This is a genomic window from Methanotorris igneus Kol 5 (assembly GCF_000214415.1).
Taxonomy (GTDB): domain Archaea; phylum AGJL01; class Methanococci; order Methanococcales; family Methanococcaceae; genus Methanotorris; species Methanotorris igneus.
Genome location: NC_015562.1, coordinates 1,187,911 through 1,209,417 on the forward strand (window position 1 = coordinate 1,187,911; position 21,507 = coordinate 1,209,417).

Consider the following 21,507-nt stretch of genomic DNA (forward strand, 5'->3'; position numbering starts at 1 on the left):
CAATTATGCAAAAATTTAAATTTTATGATAGAGAAAAAGAACTGAATTATTTAAAAACTTATTGCCAATTACTTCCGAACTCTATTTTATTTGTCTATGGCCCTAAATCTTCAGGAAAATCAACAGTAATGAAAAAAGTTATTAAAGATTTAGAAAATAGAGGAGATTTAGTTTTCTTTTACTATAACCTTAGAGAGTATGCAACACCAACCAAAGAAGAATTTTTAAATATCTTCTTTGAAAAAGGGGATAAAAAATACATTCAAAATTCGTTGGTAATTGATATTAAGGTATTCAAATTTGGAATTGAAGAAAATTTTGATTTTAACAATGTTAGCTTAAACGATGTTTTTAGAAGGATTAAAGAAGATATAAATACAGTTGTTAAAGAAAAAAAGATACCAATCTTAATAATAGACGAATTGCAAAAGTTAAAAAACATTTATTTCAATGGTGGAAAGTCCTTATTAAATGAATTATTTAATTTATTTGTATCTTTAACAAAAATGGAACATCTATGTCATGTTATATGTTTAACATCGGACAGTTTGTTTATTAATGAGATTTATACTAACTCTTCATTGGCAGAAACGTCAGAGTATTATCTAATTGATTGGCTAAAGAAGGAGGATATTAAAAGAATATTAAAAGAAGAAGGATTTAATGAAAAGGAGGTAAATTTTGCAGTTAATTATGTTTCTCTACCTTATGAAATTACCCAACTAATAAACAATAGAAAATTGGGCGTATCAGTTGAAGACACAATAAGAAATTGGATAAATGTTGAAAGAGACCGATTGAAGTATCTAATAGACACATCAGATATTGAAGAAGAAAGAATATTAAATGCATTAAAAAAATTCAAAGATAAAATAAAAATTTCTTATGTAAAAGACGTTAAAAAAGAAGAGTTTTCAGTATTTAAGTATTTGATTGAGAATGAGATTTTGTTTTATGATGTTGTTAATGGAATAATAAAGCCACATTCTTTAAAAAAGATTTATGCTATTAGACGTATTTTGGAAGAGCGATGAATAATAATAAATTTTGAGAATATAATGTAAAAAGGTGTGAGAAATTACCGCAGTTATGTTCCAAATTATACGGCAAAACTTTTAGTTTTGCCAAATATTTCTAACGTACACGACTATAATTTTTGTTGAAATTACTCTTTAATTATAGCAGATGGGGGAGGTGGGCATGAAATATATGGCATTTCTGCTGTTTTTATTTGTCTTACTCCCACAAACATTTGGAGTTAATATGACCGTTGATTTGGGAGATTATGCTTATTTAAAAGTAGTTTCTGATAAGAATATTAGTTCTTACTTAGAGAAAAACTTAAAGGATTATGAAAATATCCATTCAAGATTTGAGGATGGAAAATACAGAACATTTATAAGAATTAATTGGAATAGGAAGGAGTTTATTTACAACATCTCCTCTATTAAAAAACTTGGAAATTTTTCCTACAAAATTGAAAGTGATGCTTATTTGTCTGTTGTTGAATCAAAAGTAAATAACAATACATTAATTGTTAAAGTTGAGCCAAATTATAAAATAATCCTCTTAGGTCTTTGTTTGTTTATTGTGATTCCATTAATTAGTGGTTTGTTGGTAGTTGGTTATATAAGAAAACTAACGAAAAATCTTCCCTCATCAATAAGGGAAAGAGCGGAGTTAAATAAAAAGATTAGCATTTTTACAATATTGCACATGCTTTTATGTTCCGCACTTTTTATTCTTGCGCTGTTTATTTGTGATTTGCCAGCGTTAGTGGTTTATCTTCTTAATTGGGGAGATTTTGGAAGTGCAATGACAATTATAATTGGGATATGCGCAATAATGGTATTCTTTCCTACGATATTTGGGGTTAAGTATCTTCTAAAAATCCACGATGTAAAGAATAGAAGAGGAGCATCCTTGGAAGTTGTTGGGGTTTTGATATTGCCAATGGTTGTTGGATTTTTTGTTATATTCCAACTACCTTCATATTTACCAGATGAGTTCTATAATGCTTTAGAAAGCCTTCCAATACCAATGAGGATTGTATTTTGGATGGTTGTTGGATTTATTGCCTTTTACATTCCTGGAAGGTTAGTAGGGAATATTATAATGAAAAAGAAAGATAAAAGTGAATTATATTATGAAAAAATTTCAAAACTTGTGGATGAATTAATAGAAAAACTAAATGCAAAGAAATTTAAGGAAATTAAAATCATTGAAGGTGATATGGCAAACTCCATGGTTGTTGGACTTCTTAATGAAAAACTAATTTTAACTACAAAATTAATCGATATCCTTAATGAGGATGAATTAAAGACAATCCTTGCACATGAGATAGCACATAAAAAGAAAAAGCATATAAAAATTGGATTGTTTTTGTGGCTTATTTTAGGAGTTTTTATATTTAGCAGTATAGACTACATCTTTGATGTAATTAAAAATGCTTTTGGAGATTATTGGATGGTTGGGATTTCAATATTTACAATTGGTTATTTTTTACTATTTGCTATTGATATGTATTTGAGTAGAAAGAGGGAGAATGAAGCAGACATCATTGCATCACAAATAACGAGCCCAAAAACATATATCAAAGCACTTGCAAAACTTCATTATGCAAACTACATGCCAGAGAAAGGATTTTTAAACATCCTCTCAACACATCCTTCCATGCTAAAAAGGGCTGAATTTGTTGGGGAAAAATTTGGAATACCAAAAGAAGAAATTAAAAAAATTATTGATGAAGCATATAATGAAATTGAAAAGGTGAGTTAATGGTAAAAAAGGTATATGGTATAGGAGTTGGGGTTGGAGATAAGGAATTATTAACCTTAAAGGCAATGAATGTTTTGGAGAAAGTAAATACTGTCTTTGTCCCAATATCAAAGGAAGGAAAAAAATCCATTGCATTGGAGATTGTGAAGGATTATATAAATGGTAAAAAAATAATTGAGTTGCTTTTCCCAATGACAAAAGACAAAGAAATATTAAAAAAATACTGGAATGAGGCGACAGAGAAAATAATGAATGAGGATGGAGAAGTTGCAGTCCTTACTTTGGGAGATCCGACATTGTACAGCACATTTTCCTATGTTTGGAATCTTTTAAAGGACAATGGTGTAGAAGTTGAGATAATAAATGGCATCTCTTCCCCATTTGCTGCTGCAGGGAGGTTGAATATTCCTTTGGTTGAAGGTGACGAAAAACTCTGCATTCTTCCGCAGGGAAAGGACTTGGAGAGGTATTTGGATGAGTTTGATACGATTGTTGTAATGAAAACAACAAATTTAGAGGAGAAACTAAAAGAACTTAACGACAAAAAGGACAAATATCTTATTGGAATTGTTAAAAAAGCAACATTTGAAGATGAAAAAATTGCATTTGGGAAGATAGATGAGATTGATTTTGATGAGTTTAGGGATTATTTGTCAATTGCAATAATAAAGAAGGTTAAATGAATTTCAAATTTATAAATTAAATATTTTGGTAATTCTCAATCAAAACTAAAATATAGTTGTGTGCGTTAGAGATATTTGGCAAAACCCTTTTGGGTTTTGCCGTATAATTTGGAGATATACTATTAGTAAATTTTTAAGGATTGCATAACCATTTTAAATTTTAATGTATGGATAATAATTATTTAGAAATTCATTAACATATAAATAAGTTTAAAAATTAATGGCAAAACCTTTAGGTTTTGCCGTAATATATTTCGCACACGACTATAAATAACAAACAATTAAAATAACTTAAGTAATAATCACAAACAGTGAAAGCATGAGGATATTGGATAGGTGTGTAGGTTGTGGAGAATGTGTTCCATTTTGTCCATTTGAAGCAATAAAAACCTATGGAAAAGCAATAATAGACAAAGAAAAATGCACAAACTGCGGAATTTGCATTAAATATTGCCCAATAAGTGCTATTGAAGAAGACAATTAATTATTATTTTTTTAGTTTGTTATTTTTCAAAAATTAAATAGGTGATTTAATGTATATTGGAAGATTTTTGGTTGTTGGGAAAACCAAAGAAGGAAAGCCATTTGTATGCTACAGAGTCTCAAGCAGAAGTTTTCCAAATAGGGTAGCGAAGATTATTGATGAAAACACCGTTGCAATAATTCCAAAAGATCCAAATGAGGTCTTTAAAAACCCCTACATTGCCTACAATTGCATAAAAATTGTAAATAACACTGTTGTGGCAACTAATGGTTCTCACACTGATTTTATTGCTGAAAAATTGGCATTCAATTATCCAAAAAGAGATGCATTAATCTATCCATTGGCAACTTTGGATTATGAAAAAGATGCATACAATACTCCAAGAATAGCGGCTATTTTGGATAGAGAAGAGTGCTATATGGGATATGTTAGAGATGACGAATTGAGAGTTAAAAAAGTTGAACTTAAAGAAGGAAAAGGATATTATTTAAGTACCTACGAGTGCTGTGCAATCTCAGAAGAGCAAGTTATAGACATAGAGGGAGAAACGCCAGAAGAAATTTGTGAATATATCTTAAACTACAAAGAATTTGAACATCCAGTAACTTGTGCAACTGCTGTTATTGATAAGGATAAAATAAAGATAGCTATCTTATAAAATAAAAAAATAAAAATATAAAAATCATTATAAATAAAAAATATTATAATAGTAAATCTTTTCACAAAAATCTTCTCTTCAACTCAATCGCATCGTAAGGGCACATCTCATGACAACAGTAACAATTTATGCATTTTTTTCTGTCTATTTTTAGATTTTTTATTGCATTAACTGGGCAAACCTTTTCACAAATCCTGCATTTTATGCATCTGCTTTTGTTTATTTTAGGTTTTAGAGTCATAAGGTGGAATATTATCCTTACTATTTGGGGAGGCAAAAATGAATTCAAATAAACCGTATCTGGTTTTTTAAATTTAAGAGGTTTTATTTCGTTGAGGGATTTTTTCTCGTTTTTATCCGCATCTATTATCTCAAAATCAACTTTAAGCAATTTATTTGTTAAAATATCATCCATTTTATAACCAATATAATAAGATGCGAATAAATCAACAGCAACTGGATTTTTTGAGCCTATAACTATCTTTGAATGCTTTGGCTTCCCATTACTCGGTCCATTTCCTTCCATTCCCCAAATTCCGTCCATGATGGTTATTATTTCCTTATCTTTGGTTATAAACCTATAAAGTTCAACCAACAACCTTGCAAAATCATCTTCCTTTGGAAAATGTCCATGGAGCTTTGGCTTTAAACCTCCAGGAATACAACCATATAAATTCTTAACTGCCCCAGTAAATTTCATCAAAACGTGTGTTTTTAGTTTTGGGAGGTTTATTATCAAATCACTCTCAACAACGGTTTTTGGAATTGGGATTTCTCTATCGAGAATTTTTGTTTTTATATGTTCATCCTTCTCAAATGCAATATATTTTATGTCATATTTTCTGCAGATATCCTCAATTCCAGAGACACTAAAGGATTTTCTCGTTGAGTATCCAGAGGATTCTCCAACAATAATCTTCCCATTGAAGTTATCCTGCAAATATTTTATAACCCACTCTAAGAACTTTGGATGGGTTGTAACTGCTCTCTCTGGTGGATATGGGCCAAGGATGTTGGGCTTTATGAGTATTTTATCAAATTTCTCAAAATTGCATGATTCAAATGTTAAATCCAAAATGTTATTATCTAATGAATCGTAATCCTCCCTTATTGAATAAAACACTTTCTCCATAATATCTCCTCAAAATAAATCATAACATAAAGATATAATAAAAGTAACTCCGATATCATATTTAAAGGTGATTTCATGCGTTATATTGATGCTCATTGCCATATTGAGGATAAGGCATTTAACAAAAATAGAGATGAGATAGTAAAAAATGCAAAAGAGAACGGCGTAGAGATTGTTACAAGTGGTGCAAGTTTAGGAGGATGTAGGAGAGCATTAGAATGCAAGAAAAAATATAACATCTACATTACCTTAGGTTTTCATCCAAGCAATGTTAGGAGTGATGATAAAGTCGTTGATGAGGCCTATAAATTAATAGAGGAAAATGAAAAAGAGATATTGGCGGTTGGAGAAATAGGGTTGGATATAAGAGTTGAAAATAAAGAAAAACAAGAAGAAAGGTTTAGAAGATTTATAAATTTGGCGGAAGAGTTGAATAAACCAATAGTTATCCATGCAAAGGGTATGGAGAGGGAATGTTTTGATATCGTAAATAATAAGGTTATTTCCATGTATCACTGCTATAGCGGAGATTTGGACTTGGCAAAAGAAATCATAAATAATGGGCACTACATTTCCATCTCAACGTTAATCTGCTTTTCAGAGCATCACCAAAATTTAGTAAAAAACCTAAATTTGGAGAATATCGTTGTTGAGACAGACAGCCCATATTTATCCCCAATAAAAGGAGAAAAAAATGAACCAAAAAATGTTATAAAAGTTATAGATAAAATTTGGGAACTTAAAAAAGATGAGTATTCAAAAGAAGAAATTATAAAAATAATCTATGAAAATACAAAGAGATTATATGGAATTTAATTTATTTGGTTTTTTATTTTGGTTTTTCTATTACTTATTTGCTTAATATTTTGCCCAAAATGTGTCTATACTCTAAACTCTAAAAAATAAATTTATAATGTCTTTATTCAAAATCAAACAATGGTGGTGTTTTGTCATCGACTCCTGGTATATAGCCAAAGGTGTCTCTGAATTTTAGTTGCATTCTGTGGTAGATGTATGCGAGTGGTATGTCCATTGGGCAAACATCCTCACATTGTCCACAGTTTATACAACTTTGGGAGACGTGAGATAATCTAATACCTTGGAACATTAGTGGGTTTGGTGGGATTTTGCCTTTCTCATCAACATAATCTTTCTCTAACTTACATTCAATACAGAAACAGATTGGACATGCGTCTCTACATCCATAGCATTTAATGCATCTGTTCCAATACTTTTGCCATTCTTTAATGCTTGGGTAATTCTCTTCAAGATGTTTCTTTTGGAAATTTTTAGCGAGTTTGATCATACTATTCTCTATCTTTGCCCTAATCTCAATGCCTTTCTCAGATGGTTTTTTAGTTTTTATATAACCCTCTTTTTCAGCGTTTTCAATGAGTTCTCTTCCTTTCTCTGAACAAATCTCAACGAACGTCCATCCTGGCTCTGCTCCCCAATTCCCACATGCCAAATCCGCATTTCTCGGAATTTTTAATTCACATCTCTGACAATTCCTCCTCCTTCCGAAACTCTTCACCTCCAACTCATGAATTTTTACTGCCTTATGTTCCCCATTCTTCAACTTGATAATAAACTTCCCTTTATCAATTTCCTCCTTCACAACATCTTTTGGATCAACCTTATAAAACAACTCTATCATCCTCATTGCCGTAATTGGACTTATAGTCCCCCCACAGTTTAGGCCAATCATATAAACATTATCTAAGTTAATTTGGTTTAACTTTGCTAATTCCCTTATCGCCATTGCATCACACGGTTTAACGGAAACTGCAATCCTCTTATCTGCCAAATAATTTTTTACCAACTTCCCAAAATTCGTTGGAGCACAGTGCAGAGAACCGGCAGTTTCAATTAGTTCCTCTGAATCTGTTATGAACGCTGGGATTCCATCGTAAATATCCTCTCCTTTCTTTAATGCTAAGATGCCATCAACAAGTTTTTTATCCAAAAGATATTTGAACAATGCTGTAACTGCCCCACCACATTCCGCCTTTTTTAAAATTTCTTCATCAGTTGCCTGAACTAACACATATTTATCCATGATACCACCTTTTATAGTCGTTCTACAAAATACAGCCACTATTTACAACTTAAAATTTCAATTTTAAGTAAATTTAACGAAACTCCAATTTAAATTAGAGTTATGTTAACCATCATTTAATTGTAGAACGACTATAACTGACTTGTTTAAATTTTACATAATTCTTTTGGATGTCTTCAACTGAACTAAATCCCAAATCAATTCCCATTTTTTCAGCGAGATTCTTTATTATTCTCCAATCTTCCAATGCCTCTCCTGGTGGATTTACTGCCTTATTTATTTTTTGTGTTCTCCTTTCTGTATTGGTGAATGTTCCCTCTTTTTCTGCCCAACATGCAGAAGGCAACACTACATCAGCAAGTTCTGCGGTTTCGCTCATTATAATATCCTGAACAACCAAAAATTCAACATTTTTTAATGCTTCATCATCAATTAATGCTGGATTTTCACCCATAATATAGAGGCATTTGACACTTTTTATCAAATTGATAATCTCATCCTTATTTAAAGCAGAAATGCCAACCATTGTAGCTCCAACGGTGTTGCAATGTTTTGCAATTGGCAATATTTTGCTATTTGTTTTTTCTGCCAATTTATATGCTAAATCACATTCTTCCTCTGTTGTTAGAGCATTAAATATTATAATTGAGTTCTTTTCACTGAGTTTCTTTACTATTTCATCATTGGGATTGCTTAAAAATTCCACAAAGTCATTAACCTTTATGAACTCATCTGAATTTAATTTGGTTATTTCTTTCTCTATTCTATCAATAACAATGACATCAGCCCCTTTTTCTTTTGCTTTAATTACTTTCCTTCCAATTAGGGCATTCTGTCCAAATACATCTCCAAATATTAAAATAACTTCTGCATTCTCAATGTCATCAATTGACGCAGTCTCTTTATCCAAACCAACTTTTGGGGAGTTGCATATACAATGCCCTATATTTTTAACTCCGAGAGTTTCTGCAAACTTTTTTAGTGCATAGTTATCTTCATTTGTGCATTTTCCAGAAGCAATAAAGCCAATATCTTCTGGATTGTAACTTTTTAATTTATTTGCTATTAACTCCAAAGCCTCATCCCAACTAACTTCAACAAACTTCCCATTTTTCTTAATTAATGGTTTTTTTAATCTCTTCTCATGGTAAATTATTTTGTAGCAGTTTTTTCCAGTTAAACAGTTTTTTCCTTCATTTATTGTATGTTTTTTGTATGGATAAGTCCCTACAACCTTGTCATTCTCAACAATTAAATCTATTCCACATCCAACGCTACAACTTGGGCATATTGTGTGTATAATTTTCATTCTACCACCTTGTTTATGATGCAACCTTTTGAGCGGGAATTTCTGCGAGTGGGAAATCTTTAACTTCAATATGTATTTCTTTTGTTATGGTTATCATATTTACTAAAATTTGAAATAAACTATCTAATATTGATTGCGAGATATCATCTGGAATGTGGTTAATACTTTCTTCAAACTCCACAGCACCCTCAATAACAAATAATGTTGGAAATTCCCCCTCCATTTTTAAATTGCATATATAACCAAATGAATTGTTACTTATTTTTTTGTATGTTATGTCCCAATTTACATCCAATTTTAAATTTGCATTTTTTGGATTTTCCTTTGGTCTTACTAATTTTAACTTTTCGATGCTTATTTTTATATTCATAATTATCACCGTATTACTCTACTTATGTTAATATCACCTTTGGTTGTTGTATATAAAATTTACTACTTAATTTAAATTTTTGTTATTATAATAATATAAATTTTAAAAAAGTATTACTAAATAACGAAAAAAATATAAGAAAATGTTATGATTACAAAAGTTCTTTGACTTTGCGGATAATTTTTTTCATGATTTCTCTGTCTGATAAAACGCCTTCTGGGGGCTCTATGACTTTTTTTAATTCAATAGGAACTCCATCCATTCTATAAGCAGTTCCTTCACATTCTACACCTGCAATTGCTGGGGGTAGAATAATGTTTGCCAATTCTGTCGTTGGGGTTCTGTGGGGCTCTATTGCTATTAGTGGGATTTCTGCCATTCCCTCCACAGCCTTATTTGGGAAGTGTGCTCCTGGATCAGAGGCAATGTTGAGCATAGCATCTGCCTCTTTCCTTATTAGTAAATCAGTTACACTCGTATCTCCCGGGTTGAATCTTGGGTATCCTCTTGAGTAATCTACACATAATGGAAAGCCAGAGACCCATGTACAGACCTGGTTGAATCCGTTTACGTTGTAGTGTCCTCTCATTGGAATGAGTGAGAATTTTGTGTAAGCATTTAAGTCAACAACCAATTGGATAGCATTGTCTATGTTTCTATGTTTGCTTTTTGATTGGGTAACTCCCATACCAAAGAATAGGATTCCAAATTGGGCGTTTTTAAGAATATCGACTGCCTCATAAATTAACTCAACTGGAATCCCTGCAACTTTGTCAACTTGCAACTCAAAATCTTTCAATACTGCCCTCATTGCACTTATTAACTCATAGTCCTTATGTTGCTCAACCTGTAAGTGGATATCAGCTAACTTTGCAGTATCTGTCTTTCTTGGATCAACAACTATTAAGGTTCTGTCACTTCTTCCTCTCTCTCTGAAAAATCCTCTCGCAAACACTCCATACCTACCCATGTGTCTTGGGTGTGCATGCATTGGGTTGCATCCCCAGTATATTACAACATCTGCTCTGTTCTTTACTTCCCCTAATGTGCAGATTGGATAGCCAACATCTTGCAGTGCCCAAACACTTGGCCCATGACAAACCTCTGCTGTATTGCTTACAACCCCTCCAACCATTTCGGCCAATTTCATTCCATACGCATGTGCGTGGCATTCAGTTGCTGAGAATCCATATAATATTGGTCTTTTAGCATTTACCAATATCTCTGCTGTTTTTTCTATTGCTGTGTCCCAATCCACTTTTTTGAAATCATCTTTTTTATTTTCCCTCATTAACGGCTCTGTATATCTAACTGCCCCATCTCTATGGGTAAATTTGCTGTGTCCAATTCTACATGCGTTTTTTGTTCCAACTATGTGGTTATTTTCAACATAGCATATTATGTCATCACACAACGTCCCACAAAATGGACACACCACGTCCTTTACTATCTCCATAGAACCACCTTAAATAATCTTTGTGCAATTTAACTGATTGAATAGAGAAATTTGAAAATTTGGAATAAAATTTGGAATTTAGGACTTTTAGGCATATACTATAGATTTATGCAGGGTCTTTGAATGCTCCTTCAATTTGCTTGAATAATTGAATAGTTTTGAAGTGTTTCTGTTCTAATGCTCCACTTGGACATCCAGCAGCACATGTTCCGCATCCTTTACACAACGCAGCAATAACCTCTGCAACCTTTCTACCATCTTTTTCAACTAACCTTGGGGCTCCATAAGGGCATTGTTTTACACAGACTCCACATCCACCGCAAATTTCTTCATTTACTGTTGCAACAATTGGTTCGACTTCAACTTCTCCCTTAGCCAATGGAATTGCAGCCCTTGCTGCCGCTGCGGAACCTTGTGCTACTGAAGCAGGAATATCTTTTGGTCCTTGACATGCCCCTGCTAAATAAACCCCATCTGTTGCTGTATCGACGGGTCTTAATTTTGGGTGTGCCTCCATGAAGAATTGGTCTGGTGTTCTTGAGATACCTAAGATTTTTTGGATCTCATCAGCTGATTTTGTTGGCACCATACCAACTGAAAGAACAACCAAATCATACTCCTTTTCGATTATTTCTCCCAATAAGGTATCTTCTGCTCTAACAATTAAGTTCTTGGTTTTTGGATCCTCTAAAATCTGAGCAGGTCTACCCCTTATGAATGTAATGCCATATTGTTTTGCACTTCTTTCGTAGAATTCCTCATATCCTTTGCTAAATGCCCTAATATCCATGTAGTAAATGTCTATCTCCGTATCTGGGGATTTTTCTTTGATTAATTGTGAGTTTTTCATTGCATACATACAACAGACATTGGAACAGTATTTGTTGCCAACTTTTGCATCCCTTGAACCAACACATTGAATGAATGCAATTCTCTTTGGTTTTTTACCATCGCTCAACCTAATTACTTTTCCTCCTGTTGGACCTGAGGCATTAATCATCCTCTCCAATTCAAGAGCAGTTATAACGTTGTCATAAACTCCATATCCATACTCTTCCCTAACTGTTGGGTCAAATACATCATAACCAATAGCACAAATTATTGTTCCAACCTCAACCTCAATGAACTCTGGTTTTTGGGAAAAGTCGATGGCATTAGGACCACAAACCTTAGCACATAATCCACATTCTATACAGTGTTCCTTGTCAATAGTGTATTTTGCTGGAACTGCTTGTGGGAATGGTTTGTAGATTGCTTTTCTCATTCCAAGACCCATATCAAATTCATTTGGCACATCTATTGGACAAACTTCTGCACACTGTCCACATCCAGTACATTTTGTTTCATCAATGTATCTTGGCTTTTTCATTATTGTAACCTTAAAGTTCCCAATGTATCCTTGGACATCTACAACCTCTGAATATGCGTAGAGTTTAACATTTGGATGTTTTGCAACATCAACCATCTTTGGAGCCAATATACAGATAGAACAGTCGTTTGTTGGGAATGTTTTGTCTAATTGTGCCATTCTTCCTCCAACAGAAGGGGATTTTTCAACCAGTATGGTCTCAAATCCCATATCTCCTAAATCTAATGCAGTCTGAATTCCAGCAACTCCCCCTCCAATAACCAATGCCCTTCTTGTAACTCCAACTTTGATGAATTCTAATGGCTCCAACAACCTTGCCTTTGCTACTGCCATTCTTACTAAATCTTTTGCCTTTTCTGTTGCTTTTTCCTTTTCATGCATGTGAACCCATGAACAGTGTTCCCTTATGTTTGCAAACTCGAATAAGAATGGGTTTAATCCTGCTTCAGCAACACATCTTCTAAATGTTGGCTCGTGTAACCTTGGAGAACAGGCAGCAACAACAACTCTGTTTAAATTGTATTCCTCAATATCCTTCTTAATCATCTCTTGCCCTGGGTCGGCACACATATATTTGTAATCTCTTGCAACAACAACATTTTTTAATGTCTTAGCAAATTCAGCAACTTCTGGACAATCAACGACTCCTCCAATGTTAACTCCACAATGACAGACATATACTCCGATTCTTGGCTCTTCCATGTTATCACCAAATGTTATTGGTAATTTAGTATATTTTGTTGATATTTGATTTATTAATTTGGTGATTGGTTTTTCTAATAAGAATGTGTAAAAAATTATTTCAATGCCAATGCATTTCTTTTAATCTTCTCACATGCTTCAACACACTTCAAGCACATTACACAGAATCCTTTTAATGGCATTTCGTTGTTGTCAGTTAACTCCAACACGTTATATGGGCAGATTTCAACACACTTGCCACATTTGTTACATAGATGTGGTTTGAATTCGATCCTGTTGTATTCTTTTCCGTTGTGGGTTATTTTACCTAACTTCAATGCACCTGTTGGACATGCCACTGTACATGCTCCGCATCTTACACACATTCTGAACTTTTCTTTTTCCTCCGTCTTCCTCTTTGTTGGAAGCTCCATTCCCCTCTTGTTAATTACTCTTATAGCTCTTGTTGGACACTTCATTGCACATGAACCGCAATAGTTACAGTTTTCCTCAACCCACACAAGCCCTTCTTCACTTACAGGTTTTGGTGGCTCATACTCAACTTCCAAAGTTATTGCATTTACTGGACATGCATTAACACATAAGCCACACGCTGGACATCCTACTGGTGGAATTGCTACCATGTTTTCTATTTTTATGAGATTTCTTGGGCAAACCTCTACACAAACTCCACATCCAATGCAAAGTTCCTCATCAACTTCAAACTTCTTAATTGTTTTGTCTCTTTTTGGAACTTTTCTACCTGCAACAAATATTGCATTCCATGGACATGTTTGGGCACATATACTGCAGTAAATACATTTGCTCTCATCAACAACCGCTTTATTATCTTTAATCTCTATGGCATTTACTGGACATTCATTAGCACAAATTCCACATCCAATACAGTCATCTGTAACAACAATTGGTTCTTTTGGAAGTATGATTTCTTTTTTGTTTGGTTCAACAACTCCTTCCATTCCAACGAACCCATCTGGACAGGCATCGATACACTTCATGCATCCAACACAAAATCCTTTTAATTTATTTTCTTCAATTTTCAGGTTATTTGGGCAGACTTTTACACATTCCCCGCATAAATCGCATTTGCTTGGGTTATAACCTATTTGCTTAATTTTTTTACCATCTATGTTGATTTCTCTCAAACTTAACGCATCATTTGGGCATGCATTGACACAGTTTCCACATAACATACAAACCTTAAGGGGATTAAGCTTTAGCGCTTCATTAGGACATGCCCTTTCACACGCTTTGCATAAGTAACAATCCTCCGTATTTATCACTATCATTTTATCCCCTTATGACTTTGACTAATTCATTTTTCTTGTAAACCTCTAATGAAAGGCCATTCTCAGAGTTTCCAATTACGTGGGTTGCACATGATAAGCATGGATCATAGGCCCTAATTACCATTTCCATGTAGTTTAGGACTTGTGGATTTGCATCGTCTGGGCTTTTTAAGTATTTTTCAGCAACCTTTCTAACTCCAATATCCATAGCAGGGTTGTTTTGGACTGTTGCAACAATTAAATTTGCATCGGTTATGATTCCTTCCTCATTTGTTTTGAAGTGGTGGATTAGTGTTCCCCTTGGTGCCTCAACGCATCCAACTCCTTCTCCAACAATATCTTCTGGTTCTGCTCTTATATCTTCTCCAACGATTTTATCATTCTCTAAAAGTTCTTTTACCTTTTCAGCACTTGAGAGGAGCTCAATTAACCTTGCATAGTGGAAGAGCATTGGGTAGTGGCATGGTTTTCCAAATTCTTTAACGAATTCTTCATAGTATTTTTGTGCTAATGGTGTTGCCATTTTATCTGCGACATTTAACCTTGATAACGTATTTACCCTATAAACTCCTCCTTCTTCCCCTTTATCTTTTAAGTATGGGAATTTTAAGTAAGAATATGGCCTAACTCCCTCAGCAATGTAGTTCATGTATTCTGATGGATCAAATTCATACTCAACTTTCCCCTCTGCATTAACTACTCTAATTTTTCCATCATAGAGTTCATGAACTCCATCATTTACCATACCCATGTGGTAGGATTCAAAATAGCCAATATCTAATAAATCTTTTTCTTTTATGTTCTCAATGAGTTTTTTTCCAATTTCAATGGACTTTTCAGAAAGTTCAATTGCCCTTTCAGACAATTTTAATAATTCTTCCCTTTCTTCTTCTTTCAATGGTTTTGACTGCCCCCCAACTACACATGTAACCGGGTGGATTGCCCTACCCCCAACAACTTTAACAATTGTCTGCCCTATTTTTCTCAACTCTATTGCATCTTTAACGATTTCTGGGTGTTCTTTTGCAATGCCAATTAAATTTCTCTTTAAAACATCGTCTGTTGTAGGGAACATCAAATCTGGTGCAGCGAGCATGTAAAAGTGGAGTGCATGGCTGTGGATTGTTGACCCTTGGTGCATTAAATTTCTCAAGAGATTGGCAGTTTCTGGGATTTTTACACCAAATACTGCATCTACTGCCTTAGCACTTGCCAAATGGTGGGCAACTTGACATATCCCACAAATCCTTGGGGTGTATATTGGGGCGTCCTCTATGTATCTCCCTTCTAAAAACTTCTCAAATCCTCTAACCTCAACAACGTGGAAATGGACCTTATCTAAGTTCCCATTCTCGTCAAAGGATACTGTTATTTTTCCATGTCCTTCAACCCTCGTAACTGGTTCAATTGACAATTTTACCATTTTATCACCGTAATTTCAAATTTTATGGTGTTTTCGTGTTTTTTATTATATGCTAAAAATACTAATAACATTACAAAAAATTCTAATCATGACTATGTTTTATCCTAATAGGGATTAAGGCACTTGGAAGGGTGAACTTGTAGAAACAGCCAATTTTGTCTTTTATTGATTTTGGCAATATTGTTGGGTCTACTTCTCTATCCTTATCAATTCCAAAGTCGGAACATAAAGCAGATATCATCTTAGCTCCTTGGTCAACAATAGCGTCTGTTGGTCCATTACAACCGCTACATGGAACTCCCACACTTGGACATGCTGCTCCACAACCTTCCCTTGTTGCAGGACCTAAGCAGAGATAACCTTGCTCTAATAGACATTTTTCTGGATCTGGATTTCCTTCATATTTTCTTTTTATTGTTTCAATTGCAACACCATCATCGCTTTTTTTCCTTGGACATTCATCACACATATTTTTCTTTGGTAATTCTGGTTCTTTTCCTTCTAACAATGCTTTTATTATGTTGGCTATTATTTCTGGGTTTGGTGGACATCCTGGGATGAAGTAATCGACATCTATGACCTCAGATAGTGGTTTAACTCTTGAAGTTAATGGAGGAACTTCTTCGTTTGGAATAATGCCGTTATCGTTCTTTGTTGTTAATGTTGTTTTGTAAACCTTCTCCAATATCTCATCATTTGAATAGAGGTTGCCTAATCCTGGAACTCCTCCAAATGTGGCACATGTTCCAAAGGCAATAACTATCTTTGCCTTTTTTCTCATTTCTTTGGCAATTTCTAAGTTCTCTTCGTTTCTTATTCCACCTTCAATTAAAGCAACATCAATCTCATCTGGAATTTCCTTAACATCCATTAATACTGGACAATGAACAAGCTCAACATTTTCTAACAAGTTCAAAAGCTCTTCATGCAAATCTAACAAACTTATATGGCACCCAGAACAGCAGCATAGCCATGTTGTTGCTATTTTTACCATTTAATCACCTTATTCGTTTAATTTTTCTTTTAATTTGCAAGGTCCGAGAGATTTTATTGTGTTGTAGAATTCAATCATCGTTTGTTGGAATTTTTCTCCTTCTGATGCGGAAATCCATTCGTGCCTTAACCTTTCTCTTTCAATGCCCAGTTCTTCTAACAAATCATACAACATCATGACTCTTCTTTGCCATTTGTAGTTTCCAGAATCGTAGTGGCAATCCCCTAAGTGACAGCCCCCAACAAAAACACCATCTGCACCTTCCCTGAACGCCTTCAAAACAAGAGATGGTTCAATTCTTCCGGAACACATAACTCTAATTATCCTTATGCTTGGAGGATATTGCATCCTTCCTACTCCTGCGGTATCTGCTCCACCATAGGTGCACCAGTTGCAACAAAATCCGATAATTTTTGGCTCCCATTCAGACATTAGATCACCATTAAATATTTTGATATCCATATTACGAAAACTAATCAAACATACCATAACAATTTTTAATATATATAACAATTCATTTAGAACCAAATAGAAAATTTTATATAGATATTAAGATTTTAAATTACTATATTCTTTAAGTTGAATTTTTGGATATCAAAAAACAAGAAAAGAATGTTAAAATTGATTTTGGGGAATTCTACAGTAAAATAAGGCAAAAATCAAAAAATAATTTTTATTTTCAATTTTGTCATACTTTATGTTGATATTATATCCTCAGTTTATTTAATTTTTAAAAATAGATACATATTTTGTAATATTATTTTCTAATTTTTGTTATTTTTTAATAAAAATTCAAAATTTTATTTTAACATATATAATTTTTCATTTTAACTAAACAATAAATTTTAATAGATATCACTTTTAATAATATCTACATCAATTTTTCAAATAAGGTGGTATTATGGGTAAGGTCGTGGAGATTCATCCTACAACGCGACATGAAGGGCATGCAAAGTTGGTTTTAAAGGTTGATGACGAAGGAATTGTTGAGAAAGGATATTATTTAAGTGTAACTCCAGTTAGAGGATTTGAGAAGTTTTTGGTTGGTAAACCAGCAGAATTTGCACCTATTGCAGTTATGAGGTTTTGTGGAGTTTGCCCAGTGGCTCATGCAATTTCATCAGTTGAGGCTATAGAAGACGCATGCAACATAACACCTCCAAAAGATGGTTTATTGTTGAGAGAGTTAATAGGAATTGCAAATAAAATGCACTCTCACCCGTTGCATCAGTTTTTAATATCGCCTGACTTTGTTCCAGAGAAGGATAGGGTAGAATTTATAAAAAGAGTCCAAAAAATGAGAAAAATTGCCCAGTATATTGTTGATGTTGTTGGAGGGGAGGGAATTCATCCACCAAACATTAGAATTGGAGGAATGGCAAAGAACATAACAGAATCTGCGAAGACAAAAATATACTACAAATGCAAAGAATATGAAAAACTTGCAAAAGAGCAAATAGAATATTTAGTTCCAATATTTGAGAGTAGAACATTAACTAATGGAACAGAACTGCCAGAAAAACTTGGATATCATGACTTTGGTTATATAGCAACGCACCCAACCTATGGAGATAGAACAGCAATTGACCAAAGTAAAGTTGTGGAATATACTCCTTTCGAGTTTTATGAAAAAGACGTTGCATTACAGGCATCAACAACAATCCCAACATACAATGGAAGATTGGCAGAAGTTGGACCAAGAGCAAGATTTAGAAAATTCTTTGATTTTAAAGAAAAAGGAGCCATGGCGATAAATATAGCAAGAGCTTATGAATTGGAGGTTTTAGTTAAGAGAGCAATGGAAATTCTTGATGAACTAAACGTAAACGGAAAAACATTATCTGATGAACCAATAATTGGAGATGGTGAAAAAGCAGGTTTAGGTGTTCATGAGGCAGCAAGGGGACATAACACACACCAAGCAGCAATAGACAAGAGAGGAAATATAGTTTATTACAATGCGATTGTTGCAACAACATGGAACATTCCAGTTATTAGTAAGGCAATTGAAGGGAGTCATTATAAGTTTGCAGAATATGTTGTTAGGGCTTATGATCCATGTATTTCATGTGCAACCCACATGATTGTTAAGGATTATGATGGTAGAGTGGTTGATGAGAAAATACTAAAATAAACGGGATAAACATGCCAGAATATTTGAATAAAGAAATTTTAATCCTTGGATGTGGAAATGTTCTGTTTGGTGATGATGGGTTTGGATATGCGGTTGTAAACAAGTTAAATGCATTAAAAGAAAAAATTCCCGCCCTAAATTCTAATAAAATAGGAATTATCGATGCTGGAACTGGAGCATCTCACTATATACTTTCTTTAATTGATGAAGATACGCCAATAAAAAAGATTATAATCATAGATGCAATTGATTTTGGATTAAAACCGGGAGAATTGATAAAATTATATCCAAATGATTTACCAAAGATAAAAAAATACTACATAGATGCTCATGACATGCCCCTTGCAGGACTGATAAAGGAGATTAATGAAAAATATGGCATAGAGGTTGTAGTTATTGGATGCCAATCAAAAAATATGACTGCCCCAGATATATGCCTTGAATTGTCAGAAGAGGTTAAAAATGCAGTAGATAGGGCTGTTGAGATGGTTTTAGATGAGTTATTAAAATAAATAAATTTGTGGGGGGGAAACTATGGTAAAAATAGCACACATACACATGTGTGGATGTACAGGATGTTTGATATCTCTTGCAGATACCTATGAGCAACTTTTGGATATTTTAAATAAGGTGGAATTGGTCTATGCATTAACTCTGGTGGATGAAAAGACAGAGATAAAAGAAATAGATGATAAGATAATTATTGAAAGAAAAATTCCTGATGATATCGATATTGCGCTTGTGGAGGGTAGTGTTTGCTTAGATGATGAGCACTCACTAAAAGAAATTCTTGAAGTTAGGGAAAAATCAAAGATTGTTGTTGCTTTGGGGGCTTGTGCTGCGACTGGTGGAGTTACAAGATTCTGCAGAGGAAACCAAATGTCAAAACCAGTTCATAGTTCATTTGTTCCAATAGGGGAAGTAATAAAGGTTGATTTGGCACTTCCAGGATGTCCTCCATCAACTGAATCTATTGTAAAATTGATAGGGGCAGCATTAAATGGGGATACCGTATATTTGGAGCCATATGCTGAATTAGCAAATAAAACAGAAGTGTGTGGTTGTGATTTGCTATACAAAGTTGTTAATAAATCCCTCTGTATGGGTTGTGGGACTTGTGCAGCAGCATGTCCAACGAGGGCAATTGAAATGCTCGATGGGAGACCAAACGTGTTGAAAGAACTCTGTATTAAGTGTGGAGCATGTTCAGTCCAATGTCCAAGAATCAGATTCCCAAAATTAATTGAAGAGATCGAATAAATTGAGCTATAGTAGTTAGAGAGGTGGTATTTGTGGATGCTTTTGGAAAGTATAAAACTGTCGTCTCTGCGAGGGCGACTGATAAGAAAATATTAAAAAAGTCTCAAGATGGGGGAATCGTTTCAGCAGCATTCATCTATGGTTTAGAGAATGGATTATTAGATGGGGTTATTGTTGCAGATAATGCAGGAGAATTTAAAGCAGTTCCGAAAGTTGCTACAACTCCAGAGGAAGTTTTAGAAGCGGCAGGAACTAAATACACAGTCTGCCCAAACATAAGCGTTTTAAAAAGTGCAGTTAGAGAATATGCATTAGAAAAAGTTGGTATCGTCGGAACTCCATGCCAAATAAGAGCCGTTAGAAAGTTAATGAAGTATCCAGTAGGATTTAGACACACTGACAGCAAAATCGCTTTAACAATCGGTATCTTTTGTATGGAAAACTTCCCATACATGGGGTTGAAGACGATTGTTGAAGAACACTGTGGAGTTAAGATGGAGGACGTTGTTAAGATGGATATTGGGAAGGGTAAGTTTTGGGTTTATACAAAATGGGGTGAGACAAAGGCTATCAAGTTGAAAGAGACCCATCCTTACGAGCAAATTGCATGCCACGTTTGTACTGACTACACTGCTGAGTTGGCAGACATTTCAACCGGTTCTGTTGGTAGTCCAGATGGTTGGAGCACCGTATTCGTAAGAACTATAAGAGGGGAAGAATTCTTCAACAAAATGGTTGAAGATGGCTACTTAGAAATTAAACCAATAGAAGAAGTCAAACCAGGTTTAGGATTAGTCGAAAAATTAGCCCTAACTAAAAAAGAGAAAAATACAAAAGAAATCGAACATAGAAAAGAGTTAGGATTACCCGTTCCTTACTAAGAGGCATTGCTGAGCGAAGCGAAGCAATGCATCCCTTTGATGAAACTTTTTTAAAAGTTTCAGGTCAGTGCATCCCTTTTGATGAAATCGAAGCGAAGCTTCGAGCAGCGTCCACTGCAACCTTCGGTTGCAGGGAAGTTGAATAACGTAGTTATTCAACTAAATCTTTGATTTCGCCTAATCGAACCGTAAGGTTCGAGCTGCAAAACCGACAGGTTTTGCTTAACTTTTTTTAAAAGTTTCAAAGAGAGGAGTTAGGACTACCAGTTCCTTACTAAATAACTTCTGTTTAACTTTTTTAAGGGCTAGGCTTTAATATTAATTAAGCATTAAAATATAGGGGCTCTTAAATTGCTTTTTTAGATCCAGTTAATTTGGGGATTTGTTTTTTTTGTTTTATTGCTATTTTTAAATTTATTTATACCCACAAATTTTCTGAATTTTTAAATTTGATAAAATTAACTTTAAAGATACATACAAAGAAATATAAAGTAGGTTGATGAACAATAAAATAAGATTTTCATTT

The 21,507-nt window shown here is 33.9% G+C and carries 20 protein-coding genes; 10 read left to right on the plus strand and 10 right to left on the minus strand.

The features are described 5' to 3' along the window. The first annotated feature begins 5 nt into the window (after positions 1-5). The 5 genes from METIG_RS05950 to METIG_RS05970 all read left to right on the plus strand — a co-directional run bounded on the left by METIG_RS05950 (position 6) and on the right by METIG_RS05970 (position 4,603). A complete protein-coding gene (locus METIG_RS05950; protein ID WP_013799321.1) occupies positions 6-1,034 on the plus strand; it encodes an ATP-binding protein in 1,029 nt (342 codons plus the stop codon). Between the two features lie 166 nt (positions 1,035-1,200). Next, entirely contained in the window at positions 1,201-2,778 is a 1,578-nt protein-coding gene (locus METIG_RS05955; RefSeq protein ID WP_013799322.1) for a M56 family metallopeptidase, read from the plus strand. Then, positions 2,778-3,461, plus strand: coding sequence for a precorrin-2 C(20)-methyltransferase (gene cobI / locus METIG_RS05960; protein WP_013799323.1), 684 nt, complete (start codon positions 2,778-2,780; stop codon positions 3,459-3,461). Before METIG_RS05955 ends, cobI begins: the two co-directional genes overlap by 1 nt. Positions 3,462-3,780: 319 nt before the next feature. Then, complete coding sequence (locus METIG_RS05965; RefSeq protein WP_013799324.1) at positions 3,781-3,945, plus strand: 4Fe-4S binding protein; 165 nt, start codon at positions 3,781-3,783, stop codon at positions 3,943-3,945. A 49-nt stretch (positions 3,946-3,994) separates the two neighbouring features. After that, positions 3,995-4,603: an IMP cyclohydrolase gene (locus METIG_RS05970; protein WP_013799325.1), complete on the plus strand. Its 609-nt coding sequence runs from the start codon at positions 3,995-3,997 to the stop codon at positions 4,601-4,603. Positions 4,604-4,664: 61 nt separating this feature from the next. Here METIG_RS05970 and METIG_RS05975 read toward each other — a convergent pair whose 3' ends face one another. Next, positions 4,665-5,735, minus strand: coding sequence for a DUF362 domain-containing protein (locus tag METIG_RS05975; RefSeq protein ID WP_013799326.1), 1,071 nt, complete (start codon positions 5,733-5,735; stop codon positions 4,665-4,667). A gap of 75 nt (positions 5,736-5,810) precedes the next feature. Between METIG_RS05975 and METIG_RS05980 the strand changes: the two genes are divergently transcribed. After that, the gene (locus tag METIG_RS05980) at positions 5,811-6,551 is read left to right on the plus strand and encodes a TatD family hydrolase (protein WP_013799327.1); all 741 of its coding nucleotides are present in this window, start codon (positions 5,811-5,813) and stop codon (positions 6,549-6,551) included. A gap of 103 nt (positions 6,552-6,654) precedes the next feature. Here the strand turns inward: METIG_RS05980 and METIG_RS05985 are convergent, their stop codons facing one another. The 9 genes from METIG_RS05985 to METIG_RS06025 all read right to left on the minus strand — a co-directional run bounded on the left by METIG_RS05985 (position 6,655) and on the right by METIG_RS06025 (position 17,138). Next, a complete protein-coding gene (locus METIG_RS05985) occupies positions 6,655-7,794 on the minus strand; it encodes a Coenzyme F420 hydrogenase/dehydrogenase, beta subunit C-terminal domain (protein WP_013799328.1) in 1,140 nt (379 codons plus the stop codon). A gap of 112 nt (positions 7,795-7,906) precedes the next feature. After that, entirely contained in the window at positions 7,907-9,103 is a 1,197-nt protein-coding gene (locus METIG_RS05990; RefSeq protein WP_013799329.1) for a molybdopterin oxidoreductase family protein, read from the minus strand. Between the two features lie 13 nt (positions 9,104-9,116). Further along, positions 9,117-9,473: a hypothetical protein gene (locus METIG_RS05995; RefSeq protein WP_013799330.1), complete on the minus strand. Its 357-nt coding sequence runs from the start codon at positions 9,471-9,473 to the stop codon at positions 9,117-9,119. Positions 9,474-9,624: 151 nt separating this feature from the next. Then, a complete protein-coding gene (locus METIG_RS06000) occupies positions 9,625-10,929 on the minus strand; it encodes a formylmethanofuran dehydrogenase subunit B (RefSeq protein ID WP_013799331.1) in 1,305 nt (434 codons plus the stop codon). 106 nt (positions 10,930-11,035) lie between these two features. Then, on the minus strand, positions 11,036-13,000 hold the full coding sequence (locus METIG_RS06005) for a CoB--CoM heterodisulfide reductase iron-sulfur subunit A family protein (protein WP_013799332.1): 1,965 nt from the start codon (positions 12,998-13,000) through the stop codon (positions 11,036-11,038). Positions 13,001-13,095: 95 nt separating this feature from the next. Then, the gene (locus METIG_RS06010) at positions 13,096-14,289 is read right to left on the minus strand and encodes a 4Fe-4S binding protein (protein ID WP_013799333.1); all 1,194 of its coding nucleotides are present in this window, start codon (positions 14,287-14,289) and stop codon (positions 13,096-13,098) included. A 1-nt stretch (position 14,290) separates the two neighbouring features. Beyond that, complete coding sequence (locus METIG_RS06015; RefSeq protein ID WP_013799334.1) at positions 14,291-15,712, minus strand: Ni/Fe hydrogenase subunit alpha; 1,422 nt, start codon at positions 15,710-15,712, stop codon at positions 14,291-14,293. 82 nt (positions 15,713-15,794) lie between these two features. Beyond that, positions 15,795-16,706: an NADH-quinone oxidoreductase subunit B family protein gene (locus METIG_RS06020; RefSeq protein WP_013799335.1), complete on the minus strand. Its 912-nt coding sequence runs from the start codon at positions 16,704-16,706 to the stop codon at positions 15,795-15,797. Positions 16,707-16,715: 9 nt separating this feature from the next. After that, positions 16,716-17,138 carry a hydrogenase iron-sulfur subunit gene (locus tag METIG_RS06025; protein WP_048055556.1) on the minus strand — a complete coding sequence of 141 codons (423 nt, stop codon included), beginning with the start codon at positions 17,136-17,138 and terminating at the stop codon, positions 16,716-16,718. Positions 17,139-17,607: 469 nt separating this feature from the next. On the opposite strand from METIG_RS06025, the gene frhA reads away from it, so the two are divergent. From frhA to frhB, 4 genes are read left to right on the plus strand one after another with little or no spacing between them, the layout of a single operon-like run. Continuing rightward, positions 17,608-18,840: a coenzyme F420 hydrogenase subunit alpha gene (gene frhA, locus METIG_RS06030; protein ID WP_013799337.1), complete on the plus strand. Its 1,233-nt coding sequence runs from the start codon at positions 17,608-17,610 to the stop codon at positions 18,838-18,840. Positions 18,841-18,851: 11 nt separating this feature from the next. Beyond that, a complete protein-coding gene (gene frhD / locus METIG_RS06035) occupies positions 18,852-19,352 on the plus strand; it encodes a coenzyme F420-reducing hydrogenase, FrhD protein (RefSeq protein WP_013799338.1) in 501 nt (166 codons plus the stop codon). Positions 19,353-19,374: 22 nt separating this feature from the next. Next, positions 19,375-20,100: a coenzyme F420 hydrogenase subunit gamma gene (frhG, locus tag METIG_RS06040; protein ID WP_013799339.1), complete on the plus strand. Its 726-nt coding sequence runs from the start codon at positions 19,375-19,377 to the stop codon at positions 20,098-20,100. Between the two features lie 32 nt (positions 20,101-20,132). Then, entirely contained in the window at positions 20,133-20,981 is an 849-nt protein-coding gene (gene frhB / locus METIG_RS06045) for a coenzyme F420 hydrogenase subunit beta (protein ID WP_013799340.1), read from the plus strand. The last annotated feature ends 526 nt before the right edge of the window (positions 20,982-21,507 follow it).

What these genes read in the sequence shown, in the direction of transcription:
- METIG_RS05950 (WP_013799321.1), top strand. Translation starts at nt 6, where the DNA reads ATGCAAAAATTTAAATTTTATGATAGAGAAAAAGAACTGAATTATTTA.
- METIG_RS05955 (WP_013799322.1), top strand. Translation starts at nt 1,201, where the DNA reads ATGAAATATATGGCATTTCTGCTGTTTTTATTTGTCTTACTCCCACAA.
- cobI (WP_013799323.1), top strand. Translation starts at nt 2,778, where the DNA reads ATGGTAAAAAAGGTATATGGTATAGGAGTTGGGGTTGGAGATAAGGAA.
- METIG_RS05965 (WP_013799324.1), top strand. Translation starts at nt 3,781, where the DNA reads ATGAGGATATTGGATAGGTGTGTAGGTTGTGGAGAATGTGTTCCATTT.
- METIG_RS05970 (WP_013799325.1), top strand. Translation starts at nt 3,995, where the DNA reads ATGTATATTGGAAGATTTTTGGTTGTTGGGAAAACCAAAGAAGGAAAG.
- METIG_RS05975 (WP_013799326.1), bottom strand. Translation starts at nt 5,735, where the DNA reads ATGGAGAAAGTGTTTTATTCAATAAGGGAGGATTACGATTCATTAGAT.
- METIG_RS05980 (WP_013799327.1), top strand. Translation starts at nt 5,811, where the DNA reads ATGCGTTATATTGATGCTCATTGCCATATTGAGGATAAGGCATTTAAC.
- METIG_RS05985 (WP_013799328.1), bottom strand. Translation starts at nt 7,794, where the DNA reads ATGGATAAATATGTGTTAGTTCAGGCAACTGATGAAGAAATTTTAAAA.
- METIG_RS05990 (WP_013799329.1), bottom strand. Translation starts at nt 9,103, where the DNA reads ATGAAAATTATACACACAATATGCCCAAGTTGTAGCGTTGGATGTGGA.
- METIG_RS05995 (WP_013799330.1), bottom strand. Translation starts at nt 9,473, where the DNA reads ATGAATATAAAAATAAGCATCGAAAAGTTAAAATTAGTAAGACCAAAG.
- METIG_RS06000 (WP_013799331.1), bottom strand. Translation starts at nt 10,929, where the DNA reads ATGGAGATAGTAAAGGACGTGGTGTGTCCATTTTGTGGGACGTTGTGT.
- METIG_RS06005 (WP_013799332.1), bottom strand. Translation starts at nt 13,000, where the DNA reads ATGGAAGAGCCAAGAATCGGAGTATATGTCTGTCATTGTGGAGTTAAC.
- METIG_RS06010 (WP_013799333.1), bottom strand. Translation starts at nt 14,289, where the DNA reads ATGATAGTGATAAATACGGAGGATTGTTACTTATGCAAAGCGTGTGAA.
- METIG_RS06015 (WP_013799334.1), bottom strand. Translation starts at nt 15,712, where the DNA reads ATGGTAAAATTGTCAATTGAACCAGTTACGAGGGTTGAAGGACATGGA.
- METIG_RS06020 (WP_013799335.1), bottom strand. Translation starts at nt 16,706, where the DNA reads ATGGTAAAAATAGCAACAACATGGCTATGCTGCTGTTCTGGGTGCCAT.
- METIG_RS06025 (WP_048055556.1), bottom strand. Translation starts at nt 17,138, where the DNA reads ATGTCTGAATGGGAGCCAAAAATTATCGGATTTTGTTGCAACTGGTGC.
- frhA (WP_013799337.1), top strand. Translation starts at nt 17,608, where the DNA reads ATGGGTAAGGTCGTGGAGATTCATCCTACAACGCGACATGAAGGGCAT.
- frhD (WP_013799338.1), top strand. Translation starts at nt 18,852, where the DNA reads ATGCCAGAATATTTGAATAAAGAAATTTTAATCCTTGGATGTGGAAAT.
- frhG (WP_013799339.1), top strand. Translation starts at nt 19,375, where the DNA reads ATGGTAAAAATAGCACACATACACATGTGTGGATGTACAGGATGTTTG.